This is a genomic window from Okibacterium endophyticum (assembly GCF_054780075.1).
On the sequence record NZ_BAAGXA010000012.1, the window covers coordinates 473,088 to 496,067 of the forward strand.

Sequence of the window (22,980 nt, forward strand, 5' to 3'; positions counted from 1 at the left end):
ATCCTCGGTCGTCGAGCCCGTCGAGACCTTCCGTTGGTTGAGTTCTTTCGCTTCCGCTCGTGGTGACCTGAACCCGCTCGTGGCGACCTGAATCCGCGAGACGCGGAATGCCTCTCGCTCGCGTGGTGTTATGTCGGTGGTGGGTTCTAGGCTGGTAAGCCACCGACTGGGCAGGAGGTCCGATGATCCGGTTCGATGGCGTCACAAAACGGTTCCCCGGCGGAACGCTGGCGGTCGACGACTTCAGCCTGACGATTCCCTCGAGGCAGGTGACCGTGCTCGTCGGGTCGTCAGGCAGCGGCAAAACGACCCTGCTGAGGATGATCAACCGGATGGTCGACCCGACGAGCGGATCGATAGCGATCGACGATGACGACATCTCGACCCTCGAACCCGTCGCCCTTCGCCGACGCATCGGATATGTGATGCAGAACGGAGGATTGCTTCCCCATCGCACGGTGATCGACAACGTGGCGACCGTGCCGCTGCTCGAGGGTGTCAAGAAGAAGCAGGCCCACGCATCCGCCCTCGACCTGCTCGACACCGTCGGCCTCGACCGTTCGCTCGCCGAACGCTATCCGGCGCAGCTCTCCGGCGGGCAGCAACAGCGCGTGGGGGTCGCACGCGGACTGGCCATCGACCCGAACATCCTGCTTATGGACGAACCGTTCGGAGCCGTCGATCCGATCGTCAGGGGTGAGCTGCAGGACGAGCTCCTGAGAATCCAGAAGAGCCTGGCCAAAACGATAGTGTTCGTCACCCACGACATCGACGAGGCGTTCCTGCTCGGCGATCAGGTGGTCATCCTCAGCCAGGGCGGTCACATCGCCCAGGCCGGAACCCCTGACGAGATTCTGGCGCACCCGGCGAACGACTTCGTCACCGGTTTCGTCGGGGCGGACCGGGGGCGGCGAGCCCTGCACCTCAGGCAAGACGGCGATCGGCAGCTCGTGGTCGACGGAACCGGGCGTCTGGCCGGTGTGCTGACGCCAGGCGGCGCAGGCGGCGCAGACGGCGCAGACAGCGCAGACAGCACAGACCCCCTCACGCCTTCGGCGGACGAGACGGTGGGGCGGGGATGACCTGGGTCATCGCGAACTTCGGCCAGATCTGGCAGCTCACCCTCGACCACATCGCGCTCAGCGTGCCGCCGATCGTGGTCGGGTTCCTGCTGGCGGTGCCTCTCGGGTGGATCGCCCACCGCTATCGCCTCTCGCGAGGTGTGATCCTCACGGTCTGCGGCCTGCTGTACGCGCTTCCGTCCCTGCCCCTGTTCTTTCTGATGCCGGTCATCATCGGCACGCAGATCCTCGATCCGGCCAACGTGGTCATCGCCCTGAGCGCCTATGCGGTGGCCCTGCTGGCTCGAACCGCGGCGGATGCCTTCGATTCGGTCGAGCCGGGGGTGAGGCGCTCGGCGACAGCCGTCGGTTACTCGGGCTGGGGCCGGTTCTGGAAGGTCGACCTGCCCCTCGCCGGTCCCGTGCTCCTCGCCGGCCTGCGCGTCGTCAGCGCATCGACGATCAGCCTGGTGAGCGTGGGAGCACTGCTCGGCGTGCCGAGTCTCGGCTACCTCTTCACCGACGGCTACAACCGCAGTTTTCCCACCGAGGCCCTCACCGGCGTCGTCGGCACGGTGGTCATCGCCGTGGTGTTCGACCTCATTCTCGTGGGCGGCGGACGACTGCTGATGCCCTGGGTTCGTGTGACGGATGCTCGTGGCCGCGCCTCGGGCGCTGTGCGCAGGGCGGCGACGGCATGAATCTGTTCGTCGAAGCCGTCTTCTGGATCCTCGACCCCGTGCACTGGTCCGGTCCAGACGGCATCCCGGCTCGCATCGCCGAGCACCTGTTCTATACAGCCCTGACGGTGATGATCGCGGCAGCGATAGCGATCAGCATCGGGCTCTTCATCGGGCACACCGGCCGGTTCCGTTCGGCGGCGATTCTCGTGACGGGCGCGCTCAGGGCATTGCCCACCCTCGGGCTCCTTGTCTACCTCGCCGTCGCCCTCGGCTTCGGTGTGCAGTTCGCGCTGATACCGACGGTGACGGTGCTCGTTGTTCTCGCCATCCCTCCGCTGCTCGCCGGGGCGTACTCGGGAGTCGAATCCGTCGATTCGCAGACCGTCGACGCCGCGCGGGCCGTCGGCATGAGCGAATGGCAGATCCTCGTCAGGGTCGAGGTCCCGCTGGCCCTTCCGCTCATCATCGGCGGCATCCGTTCTGCGGTGCTGCAGGTCATCGCCACAGCAACAGTGGCAGCGTACATCGGCCTCGGTGGCCTCGGCCGCTACCTGATCGACGCGCTTCCGGTGCGTGACTACGGGAAGATGATCGCCGGCGCCGTGCTCGTGATCGTGCTCGCCCTCGTTCTTGACGGCCTGTTCGCCATCGTGCAACGCTTTGTCGTGCCGCGTGGTGTGCGAGGCATCCGCTCCGACCGCGCGCTCGGCTCGCGCCGGCCCGCGAACTCTTCATCCCTCTCTGACGTTTATGCCCCCGCGGGGCAGTAAGGACACACCATGTTCAGTTCACGACGCAGCATTGCGGCCACAGCACTCGTCGCCGCCGGTCTTCTCACGCTCACCGCGTGTGGCTCGGCCGACAGCATCGACGGCGGGTCACCGACGGACTCGGGCTCTGGCGCCATCGCGATCGGGTCGGCGGGTTTCGCCGAGTCAGAGATCATCGCAGAGATCTATGCGCAGGCGCTTGAAGAGGCAGGCTTCGAGGTGGATCGCACCATGCAGATCGGCGCTCGCGACGTGTATGTCTCCGCTCTCGAAGACGGATCGATCGACCTCGTTCCCGAGTACTCGGGCAACCTGCTGCAGTTCTTCGACGAGGACTCCACTGCCGTATCGAGCGACGAGGTGTACGACGCACTCGTCGAGGCGGTGCCAGAGGGGTTCGAGGTGCTCGAGCAGTCGAGCGCAGAAGACAAAGACAGCTACAACATCACAGCCGAGTTCAGCGAGGAGCACGGCATCACCAGCCTCGCCGATCTGGCGGATGCCGGTGTTCAGCTGGTGATCGGCGGCCCGCCTGAGCTGCAGGAACGACCGTACGGACCCCAGGGCCTCACCGAGATCTATGGGGTTCCCGCCGACCTGATGACCTTTGTTCCGATCAGCGACGGGGGCGGCCCGCTCACCGTGCAGGCGCTCACCGACGGCACGGCGAACATGGTCGATCTCTTCTCGACGACCCCCGCGATCGCTGAGAACGACTTCGTCACCCTCGACGACCCCGAGAACATGATCCTGCCGCAGAACGTGTTGCCGCTGATCAGCTCCGATGCGGCGTCAGACGACGTCGTCGAGATCCTCAACGAGATCTCGGCCGCTCTGACCACCGAAGACCTGATCGAGCTCAACGCGCGCAACCAGGGAGACGAGAAGGCGTCACCGTCTGTGCTTGCGAGTGACTGGCTCGCCGAGTCCCTGTCGTGACGCGTATGGTTCGCCGGGCGCGGGTGTGACATCCCCCGCCAGCGTCACGGACTGGCTCAGCCCGCCTTCAGCTGTCGCAATCGAGCGTCCGATAGGCTTGACGCGTGACTTCACAGGATTTGCTCGGAACCCCTGAGACCCGTCTGCCTGCTGAGCCCGAGGTCGTCGCGGCCCTCGAAACGGCGACCACGGCGAACGAGATCTCTGCTGTTGTGATGGAGCATCCGTCTTCTGCCCTCGCCTGGGCTCGTCTCGCCGAGGTCACGTTCAACGCCGCCCATCCGGTCACATCGTATGCCTATGCACGCGTCGGTTACCATCGCGGTCTCGACGCGCTGCGCAAGGCGGGCTGGCGTGGCAGCGGCCCGATCCCCTGGTCGCACGAGCCCAACCGCGGTGTGCTGCGCGCGCTCTATCAGCTGCGCAAGTCTGCGGGGGCGATCGGCGAGGCAGACGAGGTCGAACGACTGACGGCGTTCCTGAGCGGCGCAGACGAGACGGTTCTCGCCCGTATCGAGACGGAACACCTGCCGAGTGAACCACAGCCGCCCACCGAGTCGTTTTTCATCCGCGGACAGGACTAGCGTGCCGTGCGCGCGCGTCTTTGCACCTCGTGCGGGTGTCCGGACACCCCCACACGGTGAGAACACCCGCGCGTCGCCCACCCCGTGACGGCGCACCGATATTCGTCCACAAGAGAAAGAGGCATCCGCTATGCCAGCAATCGTGATCGTCGGCGCCCAGTGGGGCGACGAGGGCAAGGGCAAGGCCACCGATCTGCTCGGCAGTCGCATCGACTACGTCGTCAAGTTCAACGGCGGAAACAACGCGGGGCACACCGTCGTGGTGGGTGACGAGAAGTATGCACTGCACCTGCTGCCCTCAGGCATCCTCACAGACGGCGTCACGCCGGTGATCGCCAACGGCGTCGTCATCGACCTCGAGGTGCTCTTCGACGAGCTCGAAGCGCTGAGCGCACGCGGCGTCGACGTCTCGAAGCTCAAAGTGAGTGCCAACGCCCACATCATCACGCAGTACCACCGCACCCTCGACAAGGTGACGGAGCGTTTTCTCGGCAAGCGGCAGATCGGCACAACCGGCAGGGGAATCGGCCCGACATATGCCGACAAGATCAACCGTGTGGGCATTCGCGTGCAGGACCTCTTCGACGAGAACATCCTGCGGCAGAAGGTCGAGGGCGCCCTCGACGTCAAGAACCACATGCTCGTCAAGATCTACAACCGGCGAGCCATCACGGCAGACGAGATCGTCGAAGACCTGCTCTCGTACGCCGAACGGCTGCGGCCGATGGTGACAGACACCTCTCTCGAATTGCACAACGCCCTCGAGCGCGGCGAGATCGTGCTGTTCGAGGGCGGTCAGGCGACGATGCTCGACGTCGACCACGGCACGTACCCGTTCGTCACCTCGTCGAACGCGACATCCGGGGGAGCCTCGACAGGGTCTGGTATCGCCCCGAACCGCATCGATCGTGTGATCGCGATCGTCAAGGCCTACACAACCCGTGTCGGCGCCGGTCCGTTCCCGACCGAGCTGTTCGACGCGTCAGGGGACTACCTGCGCTCGAAGGGCTTCGAGTTCGGCACCACCACCGGCCGCCCGCGCAGGGTGGGCTGGTATGACGCGCCGATCGCGCGGTATGCAGCGCGCGTCAACGGGGTCACGGACTTCGTGCTCACGAAACTCGACATTCTCGACGATCTCGAGACCATCCCGGTCTGTGTCGCCTATGAGGTCGACGGCGTGCGCTTCGACGACGTGCCCGTGTCGCAGTCGGATTTTCACCACGCCAAGCCCGTCTACGAAGAGTTCCCCGGCTGGAAGCAGGACATCACAGCATGCCGCACCTTCGAAGACCTTCCGAAGAACGCGCAGGATTACGTTCTCGCGCTTGAGCGGATGTCCGGCTCCCGCATCTCGGCGATCGGCGTCGGCCCGGGCAGGGATGCCATCGTTGTGAGGCACGATCTGATCGACTGACCTGCACGCCTTTCACGGGCGATGTGCCACACCAACGAAAGGTGAGAGAGCCGAGCATGCCCCAGAACATCGAAGACTATGCGCTGATCAGTGACAGCCACACGGCAGCACTCGTCGGGCGTGACGGCAGCATCGACTGGCTCTGCATGCCGCGGTACGACTCCGCGTCGATGTTCGGCGCCCTGCTCGGGGATGAGAACCACGGCAGGTGGAAGCTCGCGCCGAAAGACGCAGGCGCACGTGTCACCCGGAGTTATGCGGGTGACACGTTCGTTCTCGTCAGCAGGTGGGTGACGAGAGACGGCGAGGTCGAGGTGACCGACTTCATGCCGCACGGAGACGGGCGTGCCGACCTCGTGCGCCGTGTCACAGGCATCCGCGGAACCGTCGAGATGGGGATGGACCTGCGCATCCGCTTCGGCTACGGGACGGCGATGCCGTGGGTGCGACAGCTGCGCGAAGACGACCACGTCGGCGTGATCGCTGTCGCCGGACCGGATGCCGTTGTGGTGCGGGGACCGCATTTCACCGCGGCCGACCACACCCACGTGAGCGAGTTCTCGGTGAGCGAGGGCCACACCATCGACATCACCATGACCTGGTTCCCCTCGCACCGCGCGACGCCGTCGGCGCCCGAGGTCGACCTGGCGCTGAAGAACACAACCGCCTGGTGGACGGACTGGGCCAGCACCTGCGCCCACGAGGGGCCGTATTACGAAGAGGTCATCCGTTCCCTGCTCGTTCTGCGCGCCCTCACGCACGAGTCCACGGGGGGAATCGTGGCGGCGGCGACGACGTCGCTGCCCGAGAGCTTCGGCGGTGAGCGCAACTGGGACTACCGCTATGTGTGGCTGCGCGACGCGTCGCTCACCCTCGAGGCCCTGCTCCTGCACAGCTTCGAGGGCGAGGCGCAGAACTGGCGCGCATGGCTGCTGCGCGCCATCGCCGGAGACCCCGCCGACGTGCAGATCATGTATGGGCTCGCCGGCGAGCGTGATCTTCCGGAGCGCGAGATCACAAGCCTTCCCGGTTATCGCGGCGCGGCACCGGTGCGCATCGGAAACGGGGCCGTCGATCAATTCCAGTCCGATGTGATCGGTGAGGTGATGGTCGCCCTCGACAAGGCGAGAAAAGCCGGCCTCGAAGAGACCGATTTCTCGTGGCCGCTCCAGCGCGCGCTCGTCAAGTTCGTGCAGGACACCTGGCAGAACCCCGATCAGGGAATCTGGGAGATACGCGGGCCGGCGCAGTACTTCACCCACTCACGGGTGATGGTCTGGGCTGCGCTGGATCGCGCGGTGAGCGCCGTTCGCGATGACGGCCTCGACGGCCCCGCCGACGACTGGGCCGAACTCCGCGACCGGATCGCAGACGAGATCAACGAGAAGGGGTTCGACACCCGGCTCAATTCGTACACACAGCACTACGGGTCGGGCACTGTGGATGCATCGCTCCTGCAGTTGCCGCAGGTGGGCTTCTGCGCGTATGACGATCCGAGAATGCTCGGAACGGTCGCGATGATCGAGCGTGAGCTTCTGCATAACGGCCTGCTGCTGCGGTATCGCACAGAGGTCGGCGTCGACGGCCTCCCTCCGGGGGAGCATCCGTTTCTCGCGTGCTCGTTCTGGCTGGTGGAGCAGTATGCACACGGCGGGCGCCTGGCCGACGCGATCAGGCTGATGGATCGTCTTGTCGGATTCTGTTCCGACGTCGGGCTGCTCGCCGAAGAGGTCGACCCGGCGACCGGCAGGCACGTCGGCAACACGCCGCAGGCGTTCTCGCACCTGACGCTGGTGCGTGCGGCTGATGCCATCAGCAAGGCGCAGGGCGCCGGCCTGCGGGGAGCGGGCAGCACGCCCAGAGGCGAGGAATCCACGGGCGAGACGCCGCTCGACGAGAAGAGGACCGACTATGTCGGCGCGGGCGGGCCGCAGGATCACCCGCATCTCGGAGAGCGCGACGCCTGAGCGGTTCTCGAGCCGCCGGTGCAGGCAGGGTGAACGAGCGTCGACCGCGCCTCACACCACCGTGAATCCCTGAGGCAGGTCTTCGCGCCCGGTGAGCGCGAGGATGACCTGCTCGCCACGCCCGGTCCTGGCGGCGATTCCCGCGGCGAGCGCTGCCGTCTCTTCGATGAGATCGGGGCCGAACTGCGGATGCTGCCCCGTCGCCCTCGCGATGTCGAGAGTGTGCACAACGAGCTCGAACACACGAGTGCGCAGGTATTCGTCGAGGGGGATGCCCATGCCCCCGAGTGAGACCAGACGCGAGGCGTCCTGCGCGTCGATGAGCTGGAGCGCTCGCGATCGCAGCCGTTCGATGCCCCCGACCGGATCGTCCCTGAGCGCTTCGCCGGCCTCGACTCCGCGTTTCGCGATGGCCTCGGGGTTGGTGTACACAAGATAGATCTGGCCGTAGTAGTCGCCGGCCGTCGGCATGTCCGCCCGTTCGGCCGGGTCGAGCTCGAGATAGTCGATCACGGTGATCAGGGCTCTGGCCGTGTGGCCGACGAGCGACCTCACATCCCACACCCCGAGAGCGTTCCACTCCCACTGGTCGGGTGTGATCGCTCTCACGACCGTGCAGAACGTCTCTGATGCTCGGGCGAACCGATCCGCGGTGACCATGGTTCATCGTTGCACGTTCTGCGACAGGAGTGAAGCGGCATCCTGACGCCCGGAGCTGGCAGACTGTCGACATGGCTCCCTCTGATGCGGCACTTTTCTGGCTCGGCAGCTACACCTCTGACTCCGGAGGAAGCGGCACGGGAATCAGCCTGCTTCGGCGGGAGCAGGCGGGAACACTCCAGCTCGTCGATCGCGCGGCGGTGGCGGCTTCGCCCTCGTGGGTGACCACGCACCCCACGCTGCCCGTTGTCTATGCGGCGCTCGAGGCATCCGGAACCGTGCAGGCTTTCGCGCGCAGCGGTGAGACCCGATTGCGCCCCCTCGGCGACCCGCTCGAGGTGGGCGACTCCGTCTGCCACCTGTCTGCGACCGGGGACGCCCTTGTCGCCGCCTGCTACGGCGACGGCCGGGTTGTGTCAGTGCCGCTCGGCGCCAACGGGTCGCTGGCGGGTGAGCCGCTCGTCGCGGCGGCGTCGACCGATCCATACGCCCATCCGTTCGCCGGGGCCGTCGAGGGGAGCGAGGGATTCGGAGAGAACGCATTCGCCGACCTGGCGCTGCGAAGCGCGGTGGAGGCAGACACCCAGCTGAGACCGTCACGCGCTCACACCTCACTCGACCTGCCCGGCGGCGGGTTCGTGACCACGGACCTCGGTCACGACACGGTGCGATTCTGGCGGCGGTCGGGCGTTGGCCTGCATAAGACGGGCAGCGTGACACTGCCGTTCGGTGTGGGACCTCGGCACCTCGTGCGTCACCCCAGCGGACACCTGCACGTTGTGACCGAGTATTCGAACGAGGTGTTCACCCTGCGAGAGGCACGCGACGGCAGCTGGTCCGTCGCGGCATCCGTCATCGCGACAGCCGACTCGCTCGAGACCGGGGACTCCGCGTCCGAGATCTCGATCGCGCCCTCTCAGGAGCAGCTGCACGTGGGAGTCAGGGGTTCGAACCGCATAGCCACGCTGCAGGTGCGCGGCGACGGGTCTGAGCTGCGACCGATAGCGGATGTCGAGAGCGGGGGAGACGGGCCGAGACACCACCTCGAGGACGGCGATGTTCTGCATGTCGCCAACGAGAGGTCCGGTCATGTGTCGTCGCTGCGCCTCGATGAGCGCGGTGTGCCGCGCACGCTCGTCGGGCGCCTGGAGATCGGGTCGCCCGCGTGCCTCGCGAGGGCCTGACGGGATCGGGCGTGACGGGATCGGGCGTGACGGGACCAGAGAGGAACAGGCAATGACTCAGCGCCCTCCGAGAGGCCGTGCTCAACGAGACGAGGGGACGCCGGAGGAACGGGCGGATCGCCTCAAGGAGCGCGTCTATGTGACCTTCACGGCGCTCGCCGTTCTGATCGCGCTCAACTCTCATAGCGAGAGCGTCACAGCGGGCACGGCCGCGCTGAACGTTCTGGTCACGACCGCCGGGGTTCTCCTCGCCGGGTTCGCGGCCGACGTGATCTCGCATGCCGCTACGCACTCCATGATGCCGACGAGCCGCCAGCTCCAGCACATGGTGAGCGTGAGCATCGGCGCTCTCGGCGCCATCGCTCTTCCGATGCTCCTCTTCGGCCTCGCCGCGCTCGGCGTCGTCACCATATCAACCGCACTGGGCGCAGGCCAGGTCATCCTCGCCATATCGCTCGGAGCCTTCGCCCTCGGCGCGCTCCGGCGTGTTCGGCTGACGCTCTGGCGCAGGCTGTTCCTCGCCGGCATCCTCGCCGGCGTCGGAGGACTTGCCATCCTCCTCGAGTTCCTCGCCCACACCCTGTAGGCGGCACCGGACCGCCCGGAGGGCGGGAACCAGCGCGGAGCGTGTCAGGCGTCCCACCCGGTCTGGGGCGTCGCACAGGTCCCCCTGAAGACATACTGCGACGGAAGCCGTCGTTCGTGGCTCGACCAGTCGATCGCGGGGCGGCGCTGATGCTCCGGCAGGTATCCGAGCCGGTAGACGGCCATCAGCTCGAGATCGTCCGGCACCTCGAGCAGCTTCTCGATGCGCGCCCACTGGCCGGGCGCCTCCATCGGGAACGAGACGAACTGGATGCCCATGCCCAGTTCCACGGTCGTCAGCCAGACGTTCTCCATGGCGGCGCCCATGCTGAACACCGAGTAGAACGACGAGAGCTCGCCCGGTCGGTACTCGGAGCGGTCGAGCATCACCCCGAGCAGCAGGGGCGAACCGGCGACGAGCCTGCGGTTCTCCTCACCGAGGGTCTTCGGCACACGGAGCTCGTTCATCAGCTTCTGTCCGCGCGGGGTGAACACCTGGCTGGTGAACGGCCGCAAGACGGCGGGGAGCTTGTCGAACAGCATCCCGCTGCGCTTCTCTCGCATCTCTTTTCTGCTGAAGCGGAAGTACGGCTTATATCTCTCGAAGAACGTGCCGTTCGACATCGCCTCTGTCATGCTCTCACCGCTGATCGCGGCGATCTGCTCGATGCGGGAGCGTTCTTCGATGAGCACGAATCGCCACGGCTGGCTGTTCAGCTGTGACGGTGCCCGTGCCGCGACCTCCATAAGCAGGCGCTGGTGCTCGTCGCTCACGGCGTCTGGCAGAAACGGCCCGTTCGTCGTTTTGCGCCTGCGCACCACGTCGAGGAACTCCACGCGTCACCTCCAGGCTCTCAGCAGGCTCAGCACGAAGAACGGCGCGGCCGCAAGGGCGATGACGGTGTGCCGCCGGCCGCGGGAACCGGCGAAGGGGATGAGCGTGAGCGGAACCGCCGCCGGCATCAGCAGATAACCGGCTCGCGACCGGTTCCGGATGCCTGAGGACATGGCGGCACCGGCCAGCGCTGCCGTGCACACGTAGAGGGCGTGGTGCACCCATCGGCTGCGCGAGGTGTCGACTCGCCCGGTGGCCGCACTCACACCGAGCGCGCAGTTCGCCGCGTAGCTGACCGCGGCGGCGGTGACCAGTGGTCTCACGGTGCTCCTTCTGACGGTCACCCGGGTGTGCTTTCGACCGTACGGCAGCTGCGCGTTATGCTCAAGCGGCCCGAGAAGAGGAAAACGGCGCGGGGAAAGGACGTTTTGGGCGCGCGAGGCCTCGCCTCGTGGCTTTTTCCTCCTCCCGCGCCGGGGCGTTCAGCGAGGCCAGGCTCATGCGAGGCCAGGCTCACTCGAGGCCGTGCTCGCGGGCGACGATCGCCGCCTGCATCCGCGACGTGCATCGCACTGTTCGAGATGTTCTGACCGAGATACACCTCTCGGATGACGAGGATGCACCTCGCGCACGACGCGCGGTGTGCCGCCGCCGACGACCATTAAAGGCATGAACACTACAGGCGAATACACAACCGGCCCGGCCGGGGTCGCACCGTCGGCACCCATTCTGACCGGGACGCAGCTGGTCAAGACCTACGGAGGTACCTACGCGCTCGCCGGCGTCGACATAGCCGTTTTCGCGGGGGAGTCCGTGGCCATCATGGGCGCTTCGGGTTCGGGCAAAACGACACTGCTGCACACACTCGCGGGCATCATCACACCGGAGGCCGGAACCGTCACCCTGCTCGCCCCGCACGGTCTCGTGCGGGTGAACGAGCTCGGCGAGACGGAACGGTCGCGGTTGCGCCGCGAGGCGTTCGGCTTCGTGTTTCAGCAGGGGCTGCTGATCCCCGAGCTCACGGCCGTCGAGAACGTCGCCCTTCCGCTGATGCTCGCGGGCTACCCACGTCGTGAGGCGGAAGGCCGCGCCCAGCACTGGCTCGCCGTGCTCGGGCTCGCGGGTCTCGAGTCGAGGCGCATCGGCGAGCTGTCCGGCGGTCAGGCGCAGCGGGTGGCGATTGGGCGCGCGCAGGTCACGGGGGCGACAGTGGTCTTCGCCGATGAGCCGACGGGTGCTCTCGACTCAGCCACCTCCGTCGACGTGATGACGGCGCTGCTCGAGTCGACGACCGGGCAGGGGCACTCGCTTGTGCTGGTGACCCACGACGAACAGGTCGCGGCACGCTGCTCCAGAATCGTGCGTCTGCGCGACGGACGGGTCGAAGCGGATGCCGCACACACCACGTCCGTGCCGGTCGCCGGAGGTGTGCGGGTGCCGGACATGCCCGCTCCGCCCCAGAACCCGCTGAACGTCCAGGGTGCTCAGACCCCGCAGGGCGGTGCACGGTGGTAGCCGCATCCGCCGTTCCGGCTCTGCCGAAGGCCCGTGGCGGAGCACCCGTCGCCCGCCTGACCTGGCTGCTCGCCAGGCCGAGCGCCCAGAGCAGCGCGACGATCGTGCTGCCCGCCGTCGCCTTCGCGGTCACCACCGCACTCCTGCTCATCGTGCTCGGCGGTGCGCTGATGTTCTGGTCGTGGACGGGAGAGACCGCCGGTCTGTACCAGCTGCTCAGCATGCTCGCCCTCGCGCTGCTCGTTGTGCCGCTCGCGACCTTGAGCGGAGCCGCGGCACGGCTCTCGGCGCGCAGGCGCGACGACCGGCTCGCCACCCTGCGACTGCTCGGCGCGACACCGGGAGTGGTGATGCGGATCACCGTTCTCGAGTCGACGGCCGTCGCCGTGATCGGGGCGCTCGCGGGCGTTGTGCTCTATCTGCTCTCGATGCCGCTCGTCGGCCTGATCCCGTTCAACGGCGAGGCGATCGGTGCGGCTTCGCTCTGGCTCGGTGTTCCGATCATCGCGGCGGTCATCGCCGGTGTCGCCCTGCTGGCCGCGCTCAGCGCTGTCGTCGGCCTGCGCCAGGTGATCGTGTCTCCGCTCGGCGTTCGCACCAGGCAGACCGCCCCCACGATGCACTGGCTGCGCGGAGTCGTCGGAGCGGCTGTCGTCATCGTCTCGTACATCGTGCTCAGCTCCCTCGGTGTGCTCCCCGGCCTGGCGGCGATTGTGCTTGTGCTCGCGCTCACCTTCGCCGTCGGCGTGGCCGTGCTCAACCTCATCGGCCCGTGGGCGATCGGAGTGGTGGCGAAGATTCAGGTCAAACGTGCTCGCACCGCCGCGAAGCTCATCGCGGCGAGGGGAATCCTCGAGTCGCCGAAGGCGGCGTGGCGCCAGGTCAGCGGCATGGCCATGACGAGCTTCGTCACCGTCGTCGCCGGCACGGGGGTGGCTTTCGCCAACACGTTCGAAGCGGGAGCGCAGTCGGACGATCCGCTTCTGAACGACGTGCGCACCGGCATCCTGATCACCCTGATCGCCTCGTTCGTGATGGTGGCCTGCTCTGTCGGGGTCAACCAGGCGGCGGCGATCCTCGACCGCCGCGACCTGTACGTCAACCTCGATCGCGTCGGCATGCCGCGCGACGTTATGGAGAGCGCGAGGTCTCGCACCACAATGGTGCCCCTGCGGTTCGTCGTCATCGGCTCGGCGCTCGTCGGTGCGGTGCTCGTTCTGCCGCTCGCCGGTTTCGCGCTGATCTTCGCACCGGTGTCGATGCTGATCATCGTCGCCTGCTTCGCAGCCGGCCTCACACTCGTGTGGCTGGCGCTCCGCTCGACGCGGCCCGTCCTGACACGGGTCCTCAGCACACCCGAACGCGCGTAGGGCCCGCGCTCGGGCGGGCTCGGCAGGCTTCGCCGAGCCCTTGGCCGCATCCGCCGGTGTGCGAATCACACCGGCGGATGCGGCCTGCAGCCGATACATTTAAGGCATGGCCGATTCCGAGGTATCCGCACAGCTCTCCCGCCAGCGCAAGAGCATCGACAACATCGATGCGGCACTGATCCACCTGCTGGCCGAGCGCTTCAAATTCACTCAGGAGGTCGGCAGGCTCAAGGCTGAGCACGGCCTGCCCGCGGCGGATCCTGAACGCGAGGCCCGGCAGATCGAGAGGCTGCGCAACCTGGCGGTCGAAGCCGACCTCGACCCGGCCTTTGCCGAGAAATGGTTCACTTTCGTTGTGGCAGAGGTGATCCACCACCACGAGCGCATAGCCGGCCGCGCATGACCTGGACGGTGCTGCCGCAGCACGGCAGGGTCATCGCTGTGACGGGCGGGAACGCGGGTCTCGGGTTCTGGACGAGCCTGCAGCTCGCCGAGGCCGGTGCATCGGTTGTGCTGTGCTGCCGCAATCGTGAGAAGGCGGATGCCGCACGCGCGGCCATCCTGCGACGGGTTCCGGATGCCGTCGTGAGCGTCGTCGACCTGGATCTCGCCGACCTCGGGTCGGTGCGCCGAGCCGGCGAAGAACTCGCCGCGTTCGATCGGCTCGACGTTCTGATCGAGAACGCGGGGGTCGTGCACGTTCCGGTTCGCCGGCGCGAGAGCGTCGACGGGATCGAGTTCGTGCTCGCCACGAACTACGTCGGGCATGTCGCGCTGACCGCTCACGCGATGCCCGCGCTTGAACGCACTCCTGGCGCGCGGGTGGTGACCCTCGGCAGCCTGTCGACCCTGATGGTGCAGCCGAGGCTGGACGACCTGCAGCTCCGCAGGCACTACGACGGCTGGACGGCGTATGCCCGCTCGAAGGTGGCGACCCAGTCATTCGGATTCGAGCTCGATCGTCGCCTGCGCGAGGCAGGCAGCCACGTGCGCTCGGTGTGCGCGCACCCGGGGTATTCGATCAGCGGCCGCAGCCCGGCTGTTCCGGGCGTCAAAGAGCCGAGCCTCAGAAAACGGTTCGTCGACAACCTGCAGTGGCCGTTCGCCCAGGGCAAGGACCGAGGGGCCTGGCCCATCGTGCGTGCGGCGACCGACACGGTGCAGGGCGGCGAGTACGTCGGGCCGCTTTTTCTGATGAAGGGGCGTCCTGTTCTCGCGAAGCCGAACGCGCTCACGCTGGATCGTGCTGTCGCCGCGGCGTTCTGGGCGGAGGCCGAGCGGGTCGCCGGCGTCCGCCTGTTGTGATGACAACGCTCATTGACGACACGTCGGTCGCTGCTCGGTATGGTTGTCGGGGCGCACGCCGAGCCGGGGGCGGGCGCGCCTGCCCCGTTGATCGGTCACGGGCCGATGAAGCTGAAGGAGACGCGGATTGATCTGGGAGATCGATGACCGTAAACGGGCGATCGAGGGACTCGACGAGAACGGACGCCCTGATCCGGGCTATGCCCGATCGCTCGGGCTTCTGCCCGCACGCACGGGACCGCGTGTGCTCGCCGCCGTGCTCGAGTGGTCGCTCGCCGTCCTGATCGCCCTGCCCGCAGTGGTCTTCGTCGTTCCCGTTGTCGTGCAGGCCACGAGCGACGGTTTCGACCCGGCCGCGTTCCTGCAGAGGAGCGATCTCGTCTGGATCATCGTCGCCGTGGCCGCTTCGAACGGCCTGATCACCGCGTACACGATCGTGCAGCTCGTCCTTCACGGTCGCAAGGGTGTCACGCTCGGCAAGGCGATCGTCGGCATCAGGTCGGTGAACGTCAGAACCCTCGAGCGCCCGGGGTTCTGGCGTGGTGCAGTGGTCAGGTATCTCGTGGCCTGTGCCTCTTTCGCGGTGCCCCTCGTCGGACCGCTGTTCGTGATCGCGCTGTCACCCTTCTTCGACGGGGAACGGCGAGGGCGCGGCTGGCTGGATCTCGCGGCCGCGACCTGGTTCGTCGACACGCGCCGTGGATTGAATCCCTATGACGAGAAGCGTATGCGCATCGCCCGCAAGCGCCTGAACACCCCGGAACGCGCAGAGAAGCGGCCGCTGCCGTCGTTGTCGACCTCGGTGGCCCCTGGCGCCGCCGCCCCGTACACCCCGGGTGCGCGCCTGTCCGGGGGAGTGCTCGGCGCACACCGTGTGCCCGCAGAGCCCGCTGTGCGCACAGCCACCTCGGGCGCCGGCGCTCTCGCGACCCCGCTGGTGGCCTCTGCTGCTCCGCCCGCGTTCCCGGCGCAGGCACCCGGCCCTCGGCCCTCCGCGCCCTCCGCTCCCGCTCCTGCCCACGCGCCGGTCCCGTCTCCAGCCACCCGGGTGCAGAACGGGGTGCGGGCCGTCCTCGTTCTCGACACAGGTGAACCTCTCGAGGTGCGCGGAGTGACGCTCATCGGACGCGACCCGAGCGCCGCAGCCGGGGAGTCCGTCACCCGGACCGTGCCGCTGGCCGACGACACCCTCACCGTCTCGAAGACCCACCTCGCCATTGTGCCCGCGCGCCGAGGCGTCTTCGTCGTCGACCGCGCGTCGACGAACGGCAGCGCGATCGTCCGCGCTGACACCGAGGTGCCCCTCGCTGCAGGCGAACCCGCAGAGCTCCACGTGGGTGACACCGTGCGTTTCGGCGACCGCTCCCTGACGGTGGCGCAGTTATGACCCAGATCCACGACATGTCGGGCACCGAGACCACGGGCACCGAGACCATAGAGCCCGGGAAGGCCGTTCGATGAGGATCAAGCTCACACTGCGCCGCCCGGCTGCGCCGCTCACAGACATCCTCGTGATGACCGACTCCACAGCGACGGTGGCGGATGTCGCACGCCAGATCGCGACGACCGATCCGATGCGGAGCATTCCCGCCGCCCGATCGGCGACTCTCACCCTCTCTGTCGCGCCGCCGACGAGCGATCGTCTCGAGACGCTGAGCCCAGACCTTCTCGTCGGAGACGCACCGATCGGCTCCGGCTTTCTCGCCGAGGTCGTCGACGTCGGCTCGAGTCGTGCCGCAGCGGGAGCAGTGCGGGCGCGGCCCTCTGCGGTGCTCACGGTGGTCTCAGGCCCGTCGGCGGGGCAGGAGTTCCCCCTGCCGATCGGGCATTTCCTCATTGGCCGTGACGAACGCAACGACGTCACTCTCGCTGATCCTCTTGTGTCGAAACGGCATGCACGGGTCGAGGTCGCGGGAACATTCGTCGAAATCGTCGACCTCAACTCCGCGAATGGAATCCTCGTCGACGGCGGCCTTGTGCAGCGGCTCAGAGTCATCCCGGGCCAGAAGTTCACACTCGGTGACTCCGAACTCGTTGTGCGCCTGATGAACGAGACCGGCGGTTCTCACGACGCCGACCCCGTTCTCGAGCGTGGAGGCGCCCTTCTGTTCAACCGCAGCCCTCGGGTCGAAGAGAGATACAGCGGTCAAGAACTCCCCGAGCCCCGTTTTCCGCGCGATCAGGTGCAGCGTCTGTTCCCGTGGCCCATGCTCATCGCGCCGATCCTGCTGGGCATCACTGTCTTCTCGATGACAGGGCGAGCCCTGTCGCTGCTGATGATCGCGGCGTCGCCGATGATGATGTTCGGCAACTTCATCTCTCAGCGGACGAACCTCGGCCAGCGGCTCAAAAAAGAAGTCGCCTCGTTCGAGGAGCAGTTCGAACGCCTTGAAGAGAGGCTGTACCACGCGCATCCGCAGGAACAGGAGGTGCGTCAGAACGAGGTCCCCGCCGTCGCCGTCGTCTTCGACGAGGCGATGAGACTCGGTCCGATGCTGTGGACCCGCCGTCCAGAGCACTGGAACTTCCTCGCCGTGCGGCTCGGTGAATGCACGGACAAGGCCCGAACGGCCATCAAGCGCACCGAGTCCAACGACGCCCTCGTCGAATACGTCGAGCGGGTGGACCGGCTCGAAGAACGCTACGCGATGATCGACGACGTCCCGATCCTCGAGTCGCTGCAGAGCGTCGGATCCATCGGGGTCGCCGGGCCCACACCGCTCGCGAGTGACGCACTGCGCGGGATAGCCGTCCAGCTCTTCGGGATGCACTCGCCCAATGAGCTCGTCACCGTCGCGTTGACGGAGCCCGGATGGGCGAGTGAACTCGATTGGCTGAAGTGGCTGCCCCACACCTCGAGCGAGCGGAATCCCTTGAAGGACATGCCGCTCGCCGATTCTGCGTCGACCGGGAACGCGCTGCTGAGCGGGCTCGAAGAGATCGTGCTGCGCCGTGCACGCCAGGCGGCCTCTCCCCGACCGCCATACGGTGACGACTGGGACCCGATGCTGTACGGCACAGACGTGAAGCGAGCCGCAGAAGAGGCGACGTTCCCCGGGCAGACGGCCATTCTCGTCATCGTCACAAACGATGCTCCGGTCGACCGTGCCCGGCTGACGCAGATCCTCGAGCGCGGAGCCGACGTCGGGGTGTACGGTCTCTTCGTCGCCCCCGTCGTCGAGGCCCTGCCCGCCGTGTGCCGCACGTTCGTCGACGTCACGCTCGGGCTCGACAGAGCATCCGTCGGCACGGTGCGGAGCGGGGTCGATTACCGGAACGTGCGGCTCGAAGGCGTCTCACACGCCTACATGACCATGCTCGCCAAACGGCTGGCGCCCGTCGTCGACTCGAGCACGGTCATCGAGGACTCGTCAGACATCCCGGACTCCGTGATGTTCCTCTCACTCGTCGGCCCTGAGATCGCCGATGATCCGAACGCGGCGATCGACCGCTGGCGGCAGAACAACACGATCCTCGACCGCTCGGGCGCACCGCAGCCGCGGTTGAAGAAAGCGGGAAACCTGCGCGCGATCATCGGTCAGTCGCAGACGGATGCCATGACCCTCGACCTGCGGACCCAGGGCCCGCACGCTCTCGTCGGCGGCACAACGGGCGCCGGAAAAAGCGAGTTCCTGCAGGCCTGGGTGCTCGGCATGGCCGCTGCCCACAGCCCCGATCGTGTCACGTTCCTGTTCGTCGACTACAAGGGCGGTTCGGCGTTCGCTGACTGCGTTGAGCTTCCGCACTGCGTCGGACTCGTCACCGACCTCAGCCCTCACCTGGTCCGGCGCGCTCTGACGAGTCTGCGTGCCGAGCTCCATCACCGTGAGCACCTGTTCAACCGCAAGAAGGCCAAAGACCTTCTCGAGCTCGAGAAACGGCGTGACCCAGAGACACCACCGGCCCTTGTGCTCGTCATCGACGAGTTCGCCGCGCTCGCGGCCGAGGTCCCCGAGTTCGTCGACGGCGTCGTCGACATCGCCCAGCGCGGGAGGTCCCTCGGCATCCACCTGATCATGGCGACGCAGCGACCGGCCGGAGTCATCAAAGACAACCTGCGGGCGAACACCAACCTGAGGGTCGCCCTGCGCATGGCGGACGAATCGGATTCGAAAGATGTCGTCGACGACCCGATCGCGGCCAGTTTCCCTCCCTCGATCCCCGGCCGTGGAATCGCGAAAACCGGTCCGGGTCGCCTTGTGCCGTTCCAGTCCGCGTATGCCGGCGGCTGGACGAGCGACGAGGCCCAGATCGCAGAGGTCAAGGTCGCCGAACTGCGGTTCGGCTCGATCCAGGTCTGGGAAGCGGATCAGCCGCCGGAATCGGACTCTCACGATGAAGACCTGGGGCCGAACGATCAGAAGCGCATAGTGGCCAGTCTTGTGAAGGCCGCCGCGCAGGCTCGCATCCCGGCCCCGCGCCGACCGTGGCTCGACGATCTCGAGCCGACGGTCGACATCCGTGATCTGCCGGTCTTCGGCGACAGGAAGATCCCGCTGGGCAAAACGGATGTTCCGGAACGGCAGCTGCAGGAGCCGGCGTACTTCTCTCCAGACAAAGACGGTTCGCTTCTCGTCTACGGCACGAGCGGCTCGGGCAAGTCGACGGTGCTCCGCGCTCTGGCGATCGCCGCCGGGCTCGACAAGGGTGCGTCGAACGTCGAGGTGTACGGGCTCGACTTCGGCTCGGGGTCGCTGAAGAGCCTCGAGCTGCTCCCGCACGTCGGCTCCATCATCTCTGGCGACGACGCCGAGCGCGTGCAGCGCATTCTGCGGTCGCTGGCGCGCGTGCTCGACGACCGGGGCAAACGCTTCAGCGCCGCCAACGCGTCGAGCCTGACCGAGTATCGCGAGATCACCGGCACAAGCGAATCTCGCATCCTGCTGCTGATCGACGGCCTTCCGCAGTTCAGGGGCGAATGGGAGTCGACGACGGCGCGTATGCCGTTCTATCAGACCTTTATGCGGATTCTGGGCGAAGGCCGCCCCCTGGGAGTGCACGTCGTCGCGAGCGCGGACCGCTCCGGCTCTGTGCCGACAGCCGTGAGCGCGAACGTCTCGCGGCGTGTGGTGCTGCGGCTCGCGGATGAGTCCGGGTACGCGATGCTGAACGCCCCGAAAGACGTGCTCGACGAGAGGTCGTCCCCTGGACGAGCGATCGTCGACGGCCGTGAGACCCAGATCGCCACGCTCGGCGGCACCCCGAACGTGGCGGAGCAGACCAAGCTGCTCGAACAGCTCGCGACCGAGCTGCGTTCTGCCGGGGCTCGGGAGGTCGCCGAGATCGGTGCGCTCCCGACGCGCCTCGCCGTGCAGGACTTGCCAGACCGGGTCGGTGACTTCCCCGTGCTGGGTGTGGCCGAAGACACTCTGGCCCCGCGGGACTTCGACCCGGTGGGGACCTTCGTGGTGGCCGGCCCGCCGTTGTCGGGCAAGACCACGGCGATGAAGGCCATCATCACCGCCATGCGGCGTTTCGACCCCGACGTCAAACTGTTCCACTTCGGCGGCCGACGAGCTCAGCTCAAGGGCTACGCGCCGTGGACGCGGAGCGCCGTCACCCCAGACGACGCCAAGGAGCTCGCGAAGGAGATCGCCGAGATCGCCGTCGACGAGTCCATCACCGCGCGTATGCTCGTGATCGTCGAAGACGTGCCCCTGTTCGCCGACGGGCCGGCGGAGCGCCAGATGAAAGAGATGTTCCAGGCGATCAACCGCAGCGATCACCTGCTCGTCGGCGACGCCGACGTCACGCAGGTCACAAGCGGCTTCGGCTTCATCGGCGATTTCAAGGCGGGACGCAAGGGCATCATCCTCAAACCGGATGCCTTCGACGGCGACGCCGTGTTCAAGGTGCCGTTCCCGAAGGTCAAGCGCAGTGACTTTCCCGAAGGCAGGGGCATCTTCGTGCAGGCGGGCCGCCAGGTCACCGTGCAGCTGCCGCTCGTCGACGAAATGACCCTCCGCTGAGGGATGGGGCTGAGGGATGGGGCTGAGGGATGGGGCTGAGGGGTCTTGAGGGGAGGATGGGGAGTTCTCCCCGTCGACACGGTCGTCGGTTGTTCCGTACGATGTGGTGTCGGGCCGAGTGGTCCGGTTTTTATGAGCGAGGGAGTTGACGATGGCTGATTTCGGTGCATCTTATTCGGAGATGGAGCAGGTGGCGTCGTCGCTGTCACAGGCTCGCGACGACATTCAGGGGCAGCTGGACACCTTGAAGAGCCAGGTGGACACGCTGCTGGGTGAGGATTTCAAGACGCAGCATGCGTCTGGCAAGTTCGGTGACGGCTACACAGAGCTGACGACGGGTCTGAAGGGCGCCGTGGACGGCATCAACGACATGTCCGAATCCCTGCTCGGCATGATGCGTGCGATCCAGGATCTGGATCAGCAGCTCGCAGGCGGCTGAGCACCCGATAGTGGTTTGGCGGGGGCCGGCGATACCAGGCCGGCCCCTTTTCCTCTGCACACCCCGTGAGAAAGAGTCGATATGGGACGCGACGTCAACATCCCGATGTCAGACCTGGAGCGTCTGAACTCGTCGTTGAAGAACATCGTCAACGAGTTCGAGAACGCAGGATCCCGCGGTGACGAGCTGGAGGCCGCCATCGGCAATCCGCACGGCGAGGGCGCGCTGCGAGACGAGGTCGATCGTTTCGAGGGTGCGTGGAACGACCGCAGAGACACCCTCAAAGAAGACGTGAAAAGTCTTCAGGAGCGCGTGCAGGACGTGGCGAAGGCCTGGGCAGACTTCGACGACGAGGCGGCCGCGAACCTCGACCAGACGGAGACGACTCCCCAGATCCCCGAGAGGATGTGAGCGGGATGGACCGCACTCCTACCGCAGGCAAGAACTACGAGATCCTCCCGATCACGGGAGACGCCTACGCGATCGAGCGTCGCGGCATCGAGATCGAGAGCCTCGGCGATCAGATGACGGCGGCAGCCGACCTTCTCGACACGATCTCGCTCGGGGCGGAGTGCCGTGGCAAGAGCCTCGACAGCATCAAGGACTCAGTCGGCGACGTCGCGAAGGATCTGCGCACGGCGGGCGAGCGCTACAGCCCGAGCGGCGGGCACATCACGAGCTACGCCCGCGCGCTGGATGACGCTCAGGCCAGGCTCAACACGCTCCTGCCCGCACTGGAGGAACTCTGGACGACGTACCGGACGACGGCCGGACAGCAGGCGGACGACGCGATGCTTCCGCCCGCCGAAGGCGAACCGGACGAGGACCTCACCACCGCCGCGGACGTCGACGAGGATCGCGATGCCTGGAAGGCCAAGGCTGTCGAGTACGAGGGCGTCTATGACACCTGGTGGGCCGCGTACGAAGACGCTCGCAGGGGAATCCAGGGAGCCAACGACCGCGGGGTCGAGGACTCCTGGTGGGACGACCAGCTGCCCTGGCTTGAGGTTCTCGGCGACATCCTCTCGTACGCGGGCATAGCGCTCGCCATCGTGGCCTGCATCCTCGGCGGGCCGTTCATCCTCATCGCGGCGATCGTCGGGCTGGCCGCGCTCGCGGTAGCTGTCTGGAAGGTGTCGTGTGGTCGTGGGAACGGCTGGGACATCGCGATGGCGGCGATCGGCGTCTTCCCCTTCGGCAAGGCCTTCTCCGCCTTCAGCGCTGTGCGCGGCGCGGCAGCGGGAACACGTCTCACCGCGCTCGGAAACGGCCTGCTGGGAATGGGGAGCGACATCGTCGGCGCGGGGTGGCGCAACGGGGCGCACCTCACGGGCGTGCTGCGGGCCGGCCGGGTGGGCGAGGTGTTCCACTCCCCTCAGGTCCTCAACCAGAACGGCACGCGGGTGATGCGGGAGTTCTTCAACGACATCGGCAACCCGTCCATGCTGTCACGGCTGCTGCTGGGCAGGGAGGGTGCGGCGAGCGCGGCGATCAGCGATGCCGCATCCGGACTGTCGAACCGGGCCGTGGACAATCTCACCGGATTCCTCTCCGGTCAGGGCGCAGGCGGCAGCATCATGCAGGACATGCTGAGCGGTGGGAACCAGGCGCTCGACTTTCTCGACGGGCTCGGCAAGGCAGGTGCCGGCTTCGGCTTCGACCGGGCGACCGGCGGATGGGGCATCGGATAGTGCGGA

Annotated in this window: 21 protein-coding genes; 18 read left to right on the top strand and 3 right to left on the bottom strand. The window is 66.9% G+C overall.

The genetic code is table 11. The features are described from left to right. The first annotated feature begins 182 nt into the window (after window positions 1–182). The 7 genes from ACYVF5_RS16225 (at window position 183) to ACYVF5_RS16255 (ending at window position 7,421) form a co-directional block, all read left to right on the top strand. Window positions 183–1,082, top strand: coding sequence for an ABC transporter ATP-binding protein (locus ACYVF5_RS16225; RefSeq protein ID WP_460948302.1), 900 nt, complete (start codon window positions 183–185; stop codon window positions 1,080–1,082). Next, entirely contained in the window at window positions 1,079–1,762 is a 684-nt protein-coding gene (locus ACYVF5_RS16230; protein ID WP_460948304.1) for an ABC transporter permease, read from the top strand. The genes ACYVF5_RS16225 and ACYVF5_RS16230 overlap by 4 nt, the downstream gene beginning before the upstream one ends. Beyond that, complete coding sequence (locus ACYVF5_RS16235; protein ID WP_460948306.1) at window positions 1,759–2,514, top strand: ABC transporter permease; 756 nt, start codon at window positions 1,759–1,761, stop codon at window positions 2,512–2,514. The genes ACYVF5_RS16230 and ACYVF5_RS16235 overlap by 4 nt, the downstream gene beginning before the upstream one ends. Window positions 2,515–2,523: 9 nt before the next feature. After that, window positions 2,524–3,453, top strand: a complete 930-nt coding sequence (locus tag ACYVF5_RS16240) for an ABC transporter substrate-binding protein (protein ID WP_460948309.1) — start codon at window positions 2,524–2,526, stop codon at window positions 3,451–3,453. 104 nt (window positions 3,454–3,557) lie between these two features. Then, window positions 3,558–4,037 carry a DUF3151 domain-containing protein gene (locus tag ACYVF5_RS16245; protein ID WP_460948311.1) on the top strand — a complete coding sequence of 160 codons (480 nt, stop codon included), beginning with the start codon at window positions 3,558–3,560 and terminating at the stop codon, window positions 4,035–4,037. Between the two features lie 130 nt (window positions 4,038–4,167). Then, the gene (locus ACYVF5_RS16250) at window positions 4,168–5,454 is read left to right on the top strand and encodes an adenylosuccinate synthase (RefSeq protein ID WP_460948313.1); all 1,287 of its coding nucleotides are present in this window, start codon (window positions 4,168–4,170) and stop codon (window positions 5,452–5,454) included. Window positions 5,455–5,510: 56 nt separating this feature from the next. Beyond that, the gene (locus ACYVF5_RS16255; protein ID WP_460948315.1) at window positions 5,511–7,421 is read left to right on the top strand and encodes a glycoside hydrolase family 15 protein; all 1,911 of its coding nucleotides are present in this window, start codon (window positions 5,511–5,513) and stop codon (window positions 7,419–7,421) included. 51 nt (window positions 7,422–7,472) lie between these two features. Here the strand turns inward: ACYVF5_RS16255 and ACYVF5_RS16260 are convergent, their stop codons facing one another. Further along, window positions 7,473–8,081 carry a maleylpyruvate isomerase N-terminal domain-containing protein gene (locus ACYVF5_RS16260; protein WP_460948317.1) on the bottom strand — a complete coding sequence of 203 codons (609 nt, stop codon included), beginning with the start codon at window positions 8,079–8,081 and terminating at the stop codon, window positions 7,473–7,475. A 71-nt stretch (window positions 8,082–8,152) separates the two neighbouring features. Between ACYVF5_RS16260 and ACYVF5_RS16265 the strand changes: the two genes are divergently transcribed. Together ACYVF5_RS16265 and ACYVF5_RS16270 are read left to right on the top strand one after the other, a co-directional pair. Beyond that, entirely contained in the window at window positions 8,153–9,265 is a 1,113-nt protein-coding gene (locus ACYVF5_RS16265) for a lactonase family protein (RefSeq protein ID WP_460948319.1), read from the top strand. 52 nt (window positions 9,266–9,317) lie between these two features. Next, window positions 9,318–9,851 carry a hypothetical protein gene (locus ACYVF5_RS16270; protein ID WP_460948321.1) on the top strand — a complete coding sequence of 178 codons (534 nt, stop codon included), beginning with the start codon at window positions 9,318–9,320 and terminating at the stop codon, window positions 9,849–9,851. A gap of 44 nt (window positions 9,852–9,895) precedes the next feature. On the opposite strand, the gene ACYVF5_RS16275 is transcribed toward ACYVF5_RS16270, so the two are convergent. Then, the gene (locus tag ACYVF5_RS16275) at window positions 9,896–10,687 is read right to left on the bottom strand and encodes a nitroreductase family protein (protein ID WP_460948323.1); all 792 of its coding nucleotides are present in this window, start codon (window positions 10,685–10,687) and stop codon (window positions 9,896–9,898) included. A gap of 3 nt (window positions 10,688–10,690) precedes the next feature. After that, window positions 10,691–11,008, bottom strand: coding sequence for a hypothetical protein (locus ACYVF5_RS16280; protein ID WP_460948325.1), 318 nt, complete (start codon window positions 11,006–11,008; stop codon window positions 10,691–10,693). Between the two features lie 346 nt (window positions 11,009–11,354). Here ACYVF5_RS16280 and ACYVF5_RS16285 point away from each other — a divergent pair, with 346 nt between their 5' ends. The 9 genes from ACYVF5_RS16285 (at window position 11,355) to ACYVF5_RS16325 (ending at window position 22,974) form a co-directional block, all read left to right on the top strand. Further along, window positions 11,355–12,200: an ABC transporter ATP-binding protein gene (locus tag ACYVF5_RS16285; RefSeq protein WP_460948327.1), complete on the top strand. Its 846-nt coding sequence runs from the start codon at window positions 11,355–11,357 to the stop codon at window positions 12,198–12,200. Further along, window positions 12,194–13,570 (top strand): permease, encoded by a 1,377-nt coding sequence (locus tag ACYVF5_RS16290; RefSeq protein WP_460948329.1) that lies wholly within the window; start codon window positions 12,194–12,196, stop codon window positions 13,568–13,570. The genes ACYVF5_RS16285 and ACYVF5_RS16290 overlap by 7 nt, the downstream gene beginning before the upstream one ends. Window positions 13,571–13,676: 106 nt before the next feature. Next, a complete protein-coding gene (locus tag ACYVF5_RS16295) occupies window positions 13,677–13,973 on the top strand; it encodes a chorismate mutase (protein WP_460948331.1) in 297 nt (98 codons plus the stop codon). Continuing rightward, window positions 13,970–14,875 (top strand): SDR family NAD(P)-dependent oxidoreductase, encoded by a 906-nt coding sequence (locus ACYVF5_RS16300; protein ID WP_460948333.1) that lies wholly within the window; start codon window positions 13,970–13,972, stop codon window positions 14,873–14,875. Before ACYVF5_RS16295 ends, ACYVF5_RS16300 begins: the two co-directional genes overlap by 4 nt. A gap of 127 nt (window positions 14,876–15,002) precedes the next feature. Next, entirely contained in the window at window positions 15,003–16,262 is a 1,260-nt protein-coding gene (locus ACYVF5_RS16305) for an RDD family protein (protein WP_460948335.1), read from the top strand. 70 nt (window positions 16,263–16,332) lie between these two features. After that, a complete protein-coding gene (locus ACYVF5_RS16310; protein ID WP_460948337.1) occupies window positions 16,333–20,844 on the top strand; it encodes an FtsK/SpoIIIE domain-containing protein in 4,512 nt (1,503 codons plus the stop codon). Between the two features lie 151 nt (window positions 20,845–20,995). Further along, entirely contained in the window at window positions 20,996–21,283 is a 288-nt protein-coding gene (locus ACYVF5_RS16315) for a WXG100 family type VII secretion target (RefSeq protein ID WP_460948339.1), read from the top strand. An 81-nt stretch (window positions 21,284–21,364) separates the two neighbouring features. Then, window positions 21,365–21,694 (top strand): hypothetical protein, encoded by a 330-nt coding sequence (locus ACYVF5_RS16320; protein WP_460948341.1) that lies wholly within the window; start codon window positions 21,365–21,367, stop codon window positions 21,692–21,694. 5 nt (window positions 21,695–21,699) lie between these two features. Then, window positions 21,700–22,974 (top strand): hypothetical protein, encoded by a 1,275-nt coding sequence (locus ACYVF5_RS16325; protein WP_460948343.1) that lies wholly within the window; start codon window positions 21,700–21,702, stop codon window positions 22,972–22,974. Window positions 22,975–22,980 lie beyond the last annotated feature (6 nt).

Excerpts from the sequence above, each read along its gene's own strand:
- ACYVF5_RS16325 (WP_460948343.1), top strand. The coding sequence starts at position 21,700 with ATGGACCGCACTCCTACCGCAGGCAAGAACTACGAGATCCTCCCGATC.
- ACYVF5_RS16230 (WP_460948304.1), top strand. The coding sequence starts at position 1,079 with ATGACCTGGGTCATCGCGAACTTCGGCCAGATCTGGCAGCTCACCCTC.
- ACYVF5_RS16250 (WP_460948313.1), top strand. The coding sequence starts at position 4,168 with ATGCCAGCAATCGTGATCGTCGGCGCCCAGTGGGGCGACGAGGGCAAG.
- ACYVF5_RS16255 (WP_460948315.1), top strand. The coding sequence starts at position 5,511 with ATGCCCCAGAACATCGAAGACTATGCGCTGATCAGTGACAGCCACACG.
- ACYVF5_RS16240 (WP_460948309.1), top strand. The coding sequence starts at position 2,524 with ATGTTCAGTTCACGACGCAGCATTGCGGCCACAGCACTCGTCGCCGCC.
- ACYVF5_RS16235 (WP_460948306.1), top strand. The coding sequence starts at position 1,759 with ATGAATCTGTTCGTCGAAGCCGTCTTCTGGATCCTCGACCCCGTGCAC.
- ACYVF5_RS16265 (WP_460948319.1), top strand. The coding sequence starts at position 8,153 with ATGGCTCCCTCTGATGCGGCACTTTTCTGGCTCGGCAGCTACACCTCT.
- ACYVF5_RS16320 (WP_460948341.1), top strand. The coding sequence starts at position 21,365 with ATGGGACGCGACGTCAACATCCCGATGTCAGACCTGGAGCGTCTGAAC.
- ACYVF5_RS16285 (WP_460948327.1), top strand. The coding sequence starts at position 11,355 with ATGAACACTACAGGCGAATACACAACCGGCCCGGCCGGGGTCGCACCG.
- ACYVF5_RS16315 (WP_460948339.1), top strand. The coding sequence starts at position 20,996 with ATGGCTGATTTCGGTGCATCTTATTCGGAGATGGAGCAGGTGGCGTCG.
- ACYVF5_RS16310 (WP_460948337.1), top strand. The coding sequence starts at position 16,333 with ATGAGGATCAAGCTCACACTGCGCCGCCCGGCTGCGCCGCTCACAGAC.
- ACYVF5_RS16225 (WP_460948302.1), top strand. The coding sequence starts at position 183 with ATGATCCGGTTCGATGGCGTCACAAAACGGTTCCCCGGCGGAACGCTG.
- ACYVF5_RS16300 (WP_460948333.1), top strand. The coding sequence starts at position 13,970 with ATGACCTGGACGGTGCTGCCGCAGCACGGCAGGGTCATCGCTGTGACG.
- ACYVF5_RS16270 (WP_460948321.1), top strand. The coding sequence starts at position 9,318 with ATGACTCAGCGCCCTCCGAGAGGCCGTGCTCAACGAGACGAGGGGACG.
- ACYVF5_RS16295 (WP_460948331.1), top strand. The coding sequence starts at position 13,677 with ATGGCCGATTCCGAGGTATCCGCACAGCTCTCCCGCCAGCGCAAGAGC.
- ACYVF5_RS16260 (WP_460948317.1), bottom strand. The coding sequence starts at position 8,081 with ATGGTCACCGCGGATCGGTTCGCCCGAGCATCAGAGACGTTCTGCACG.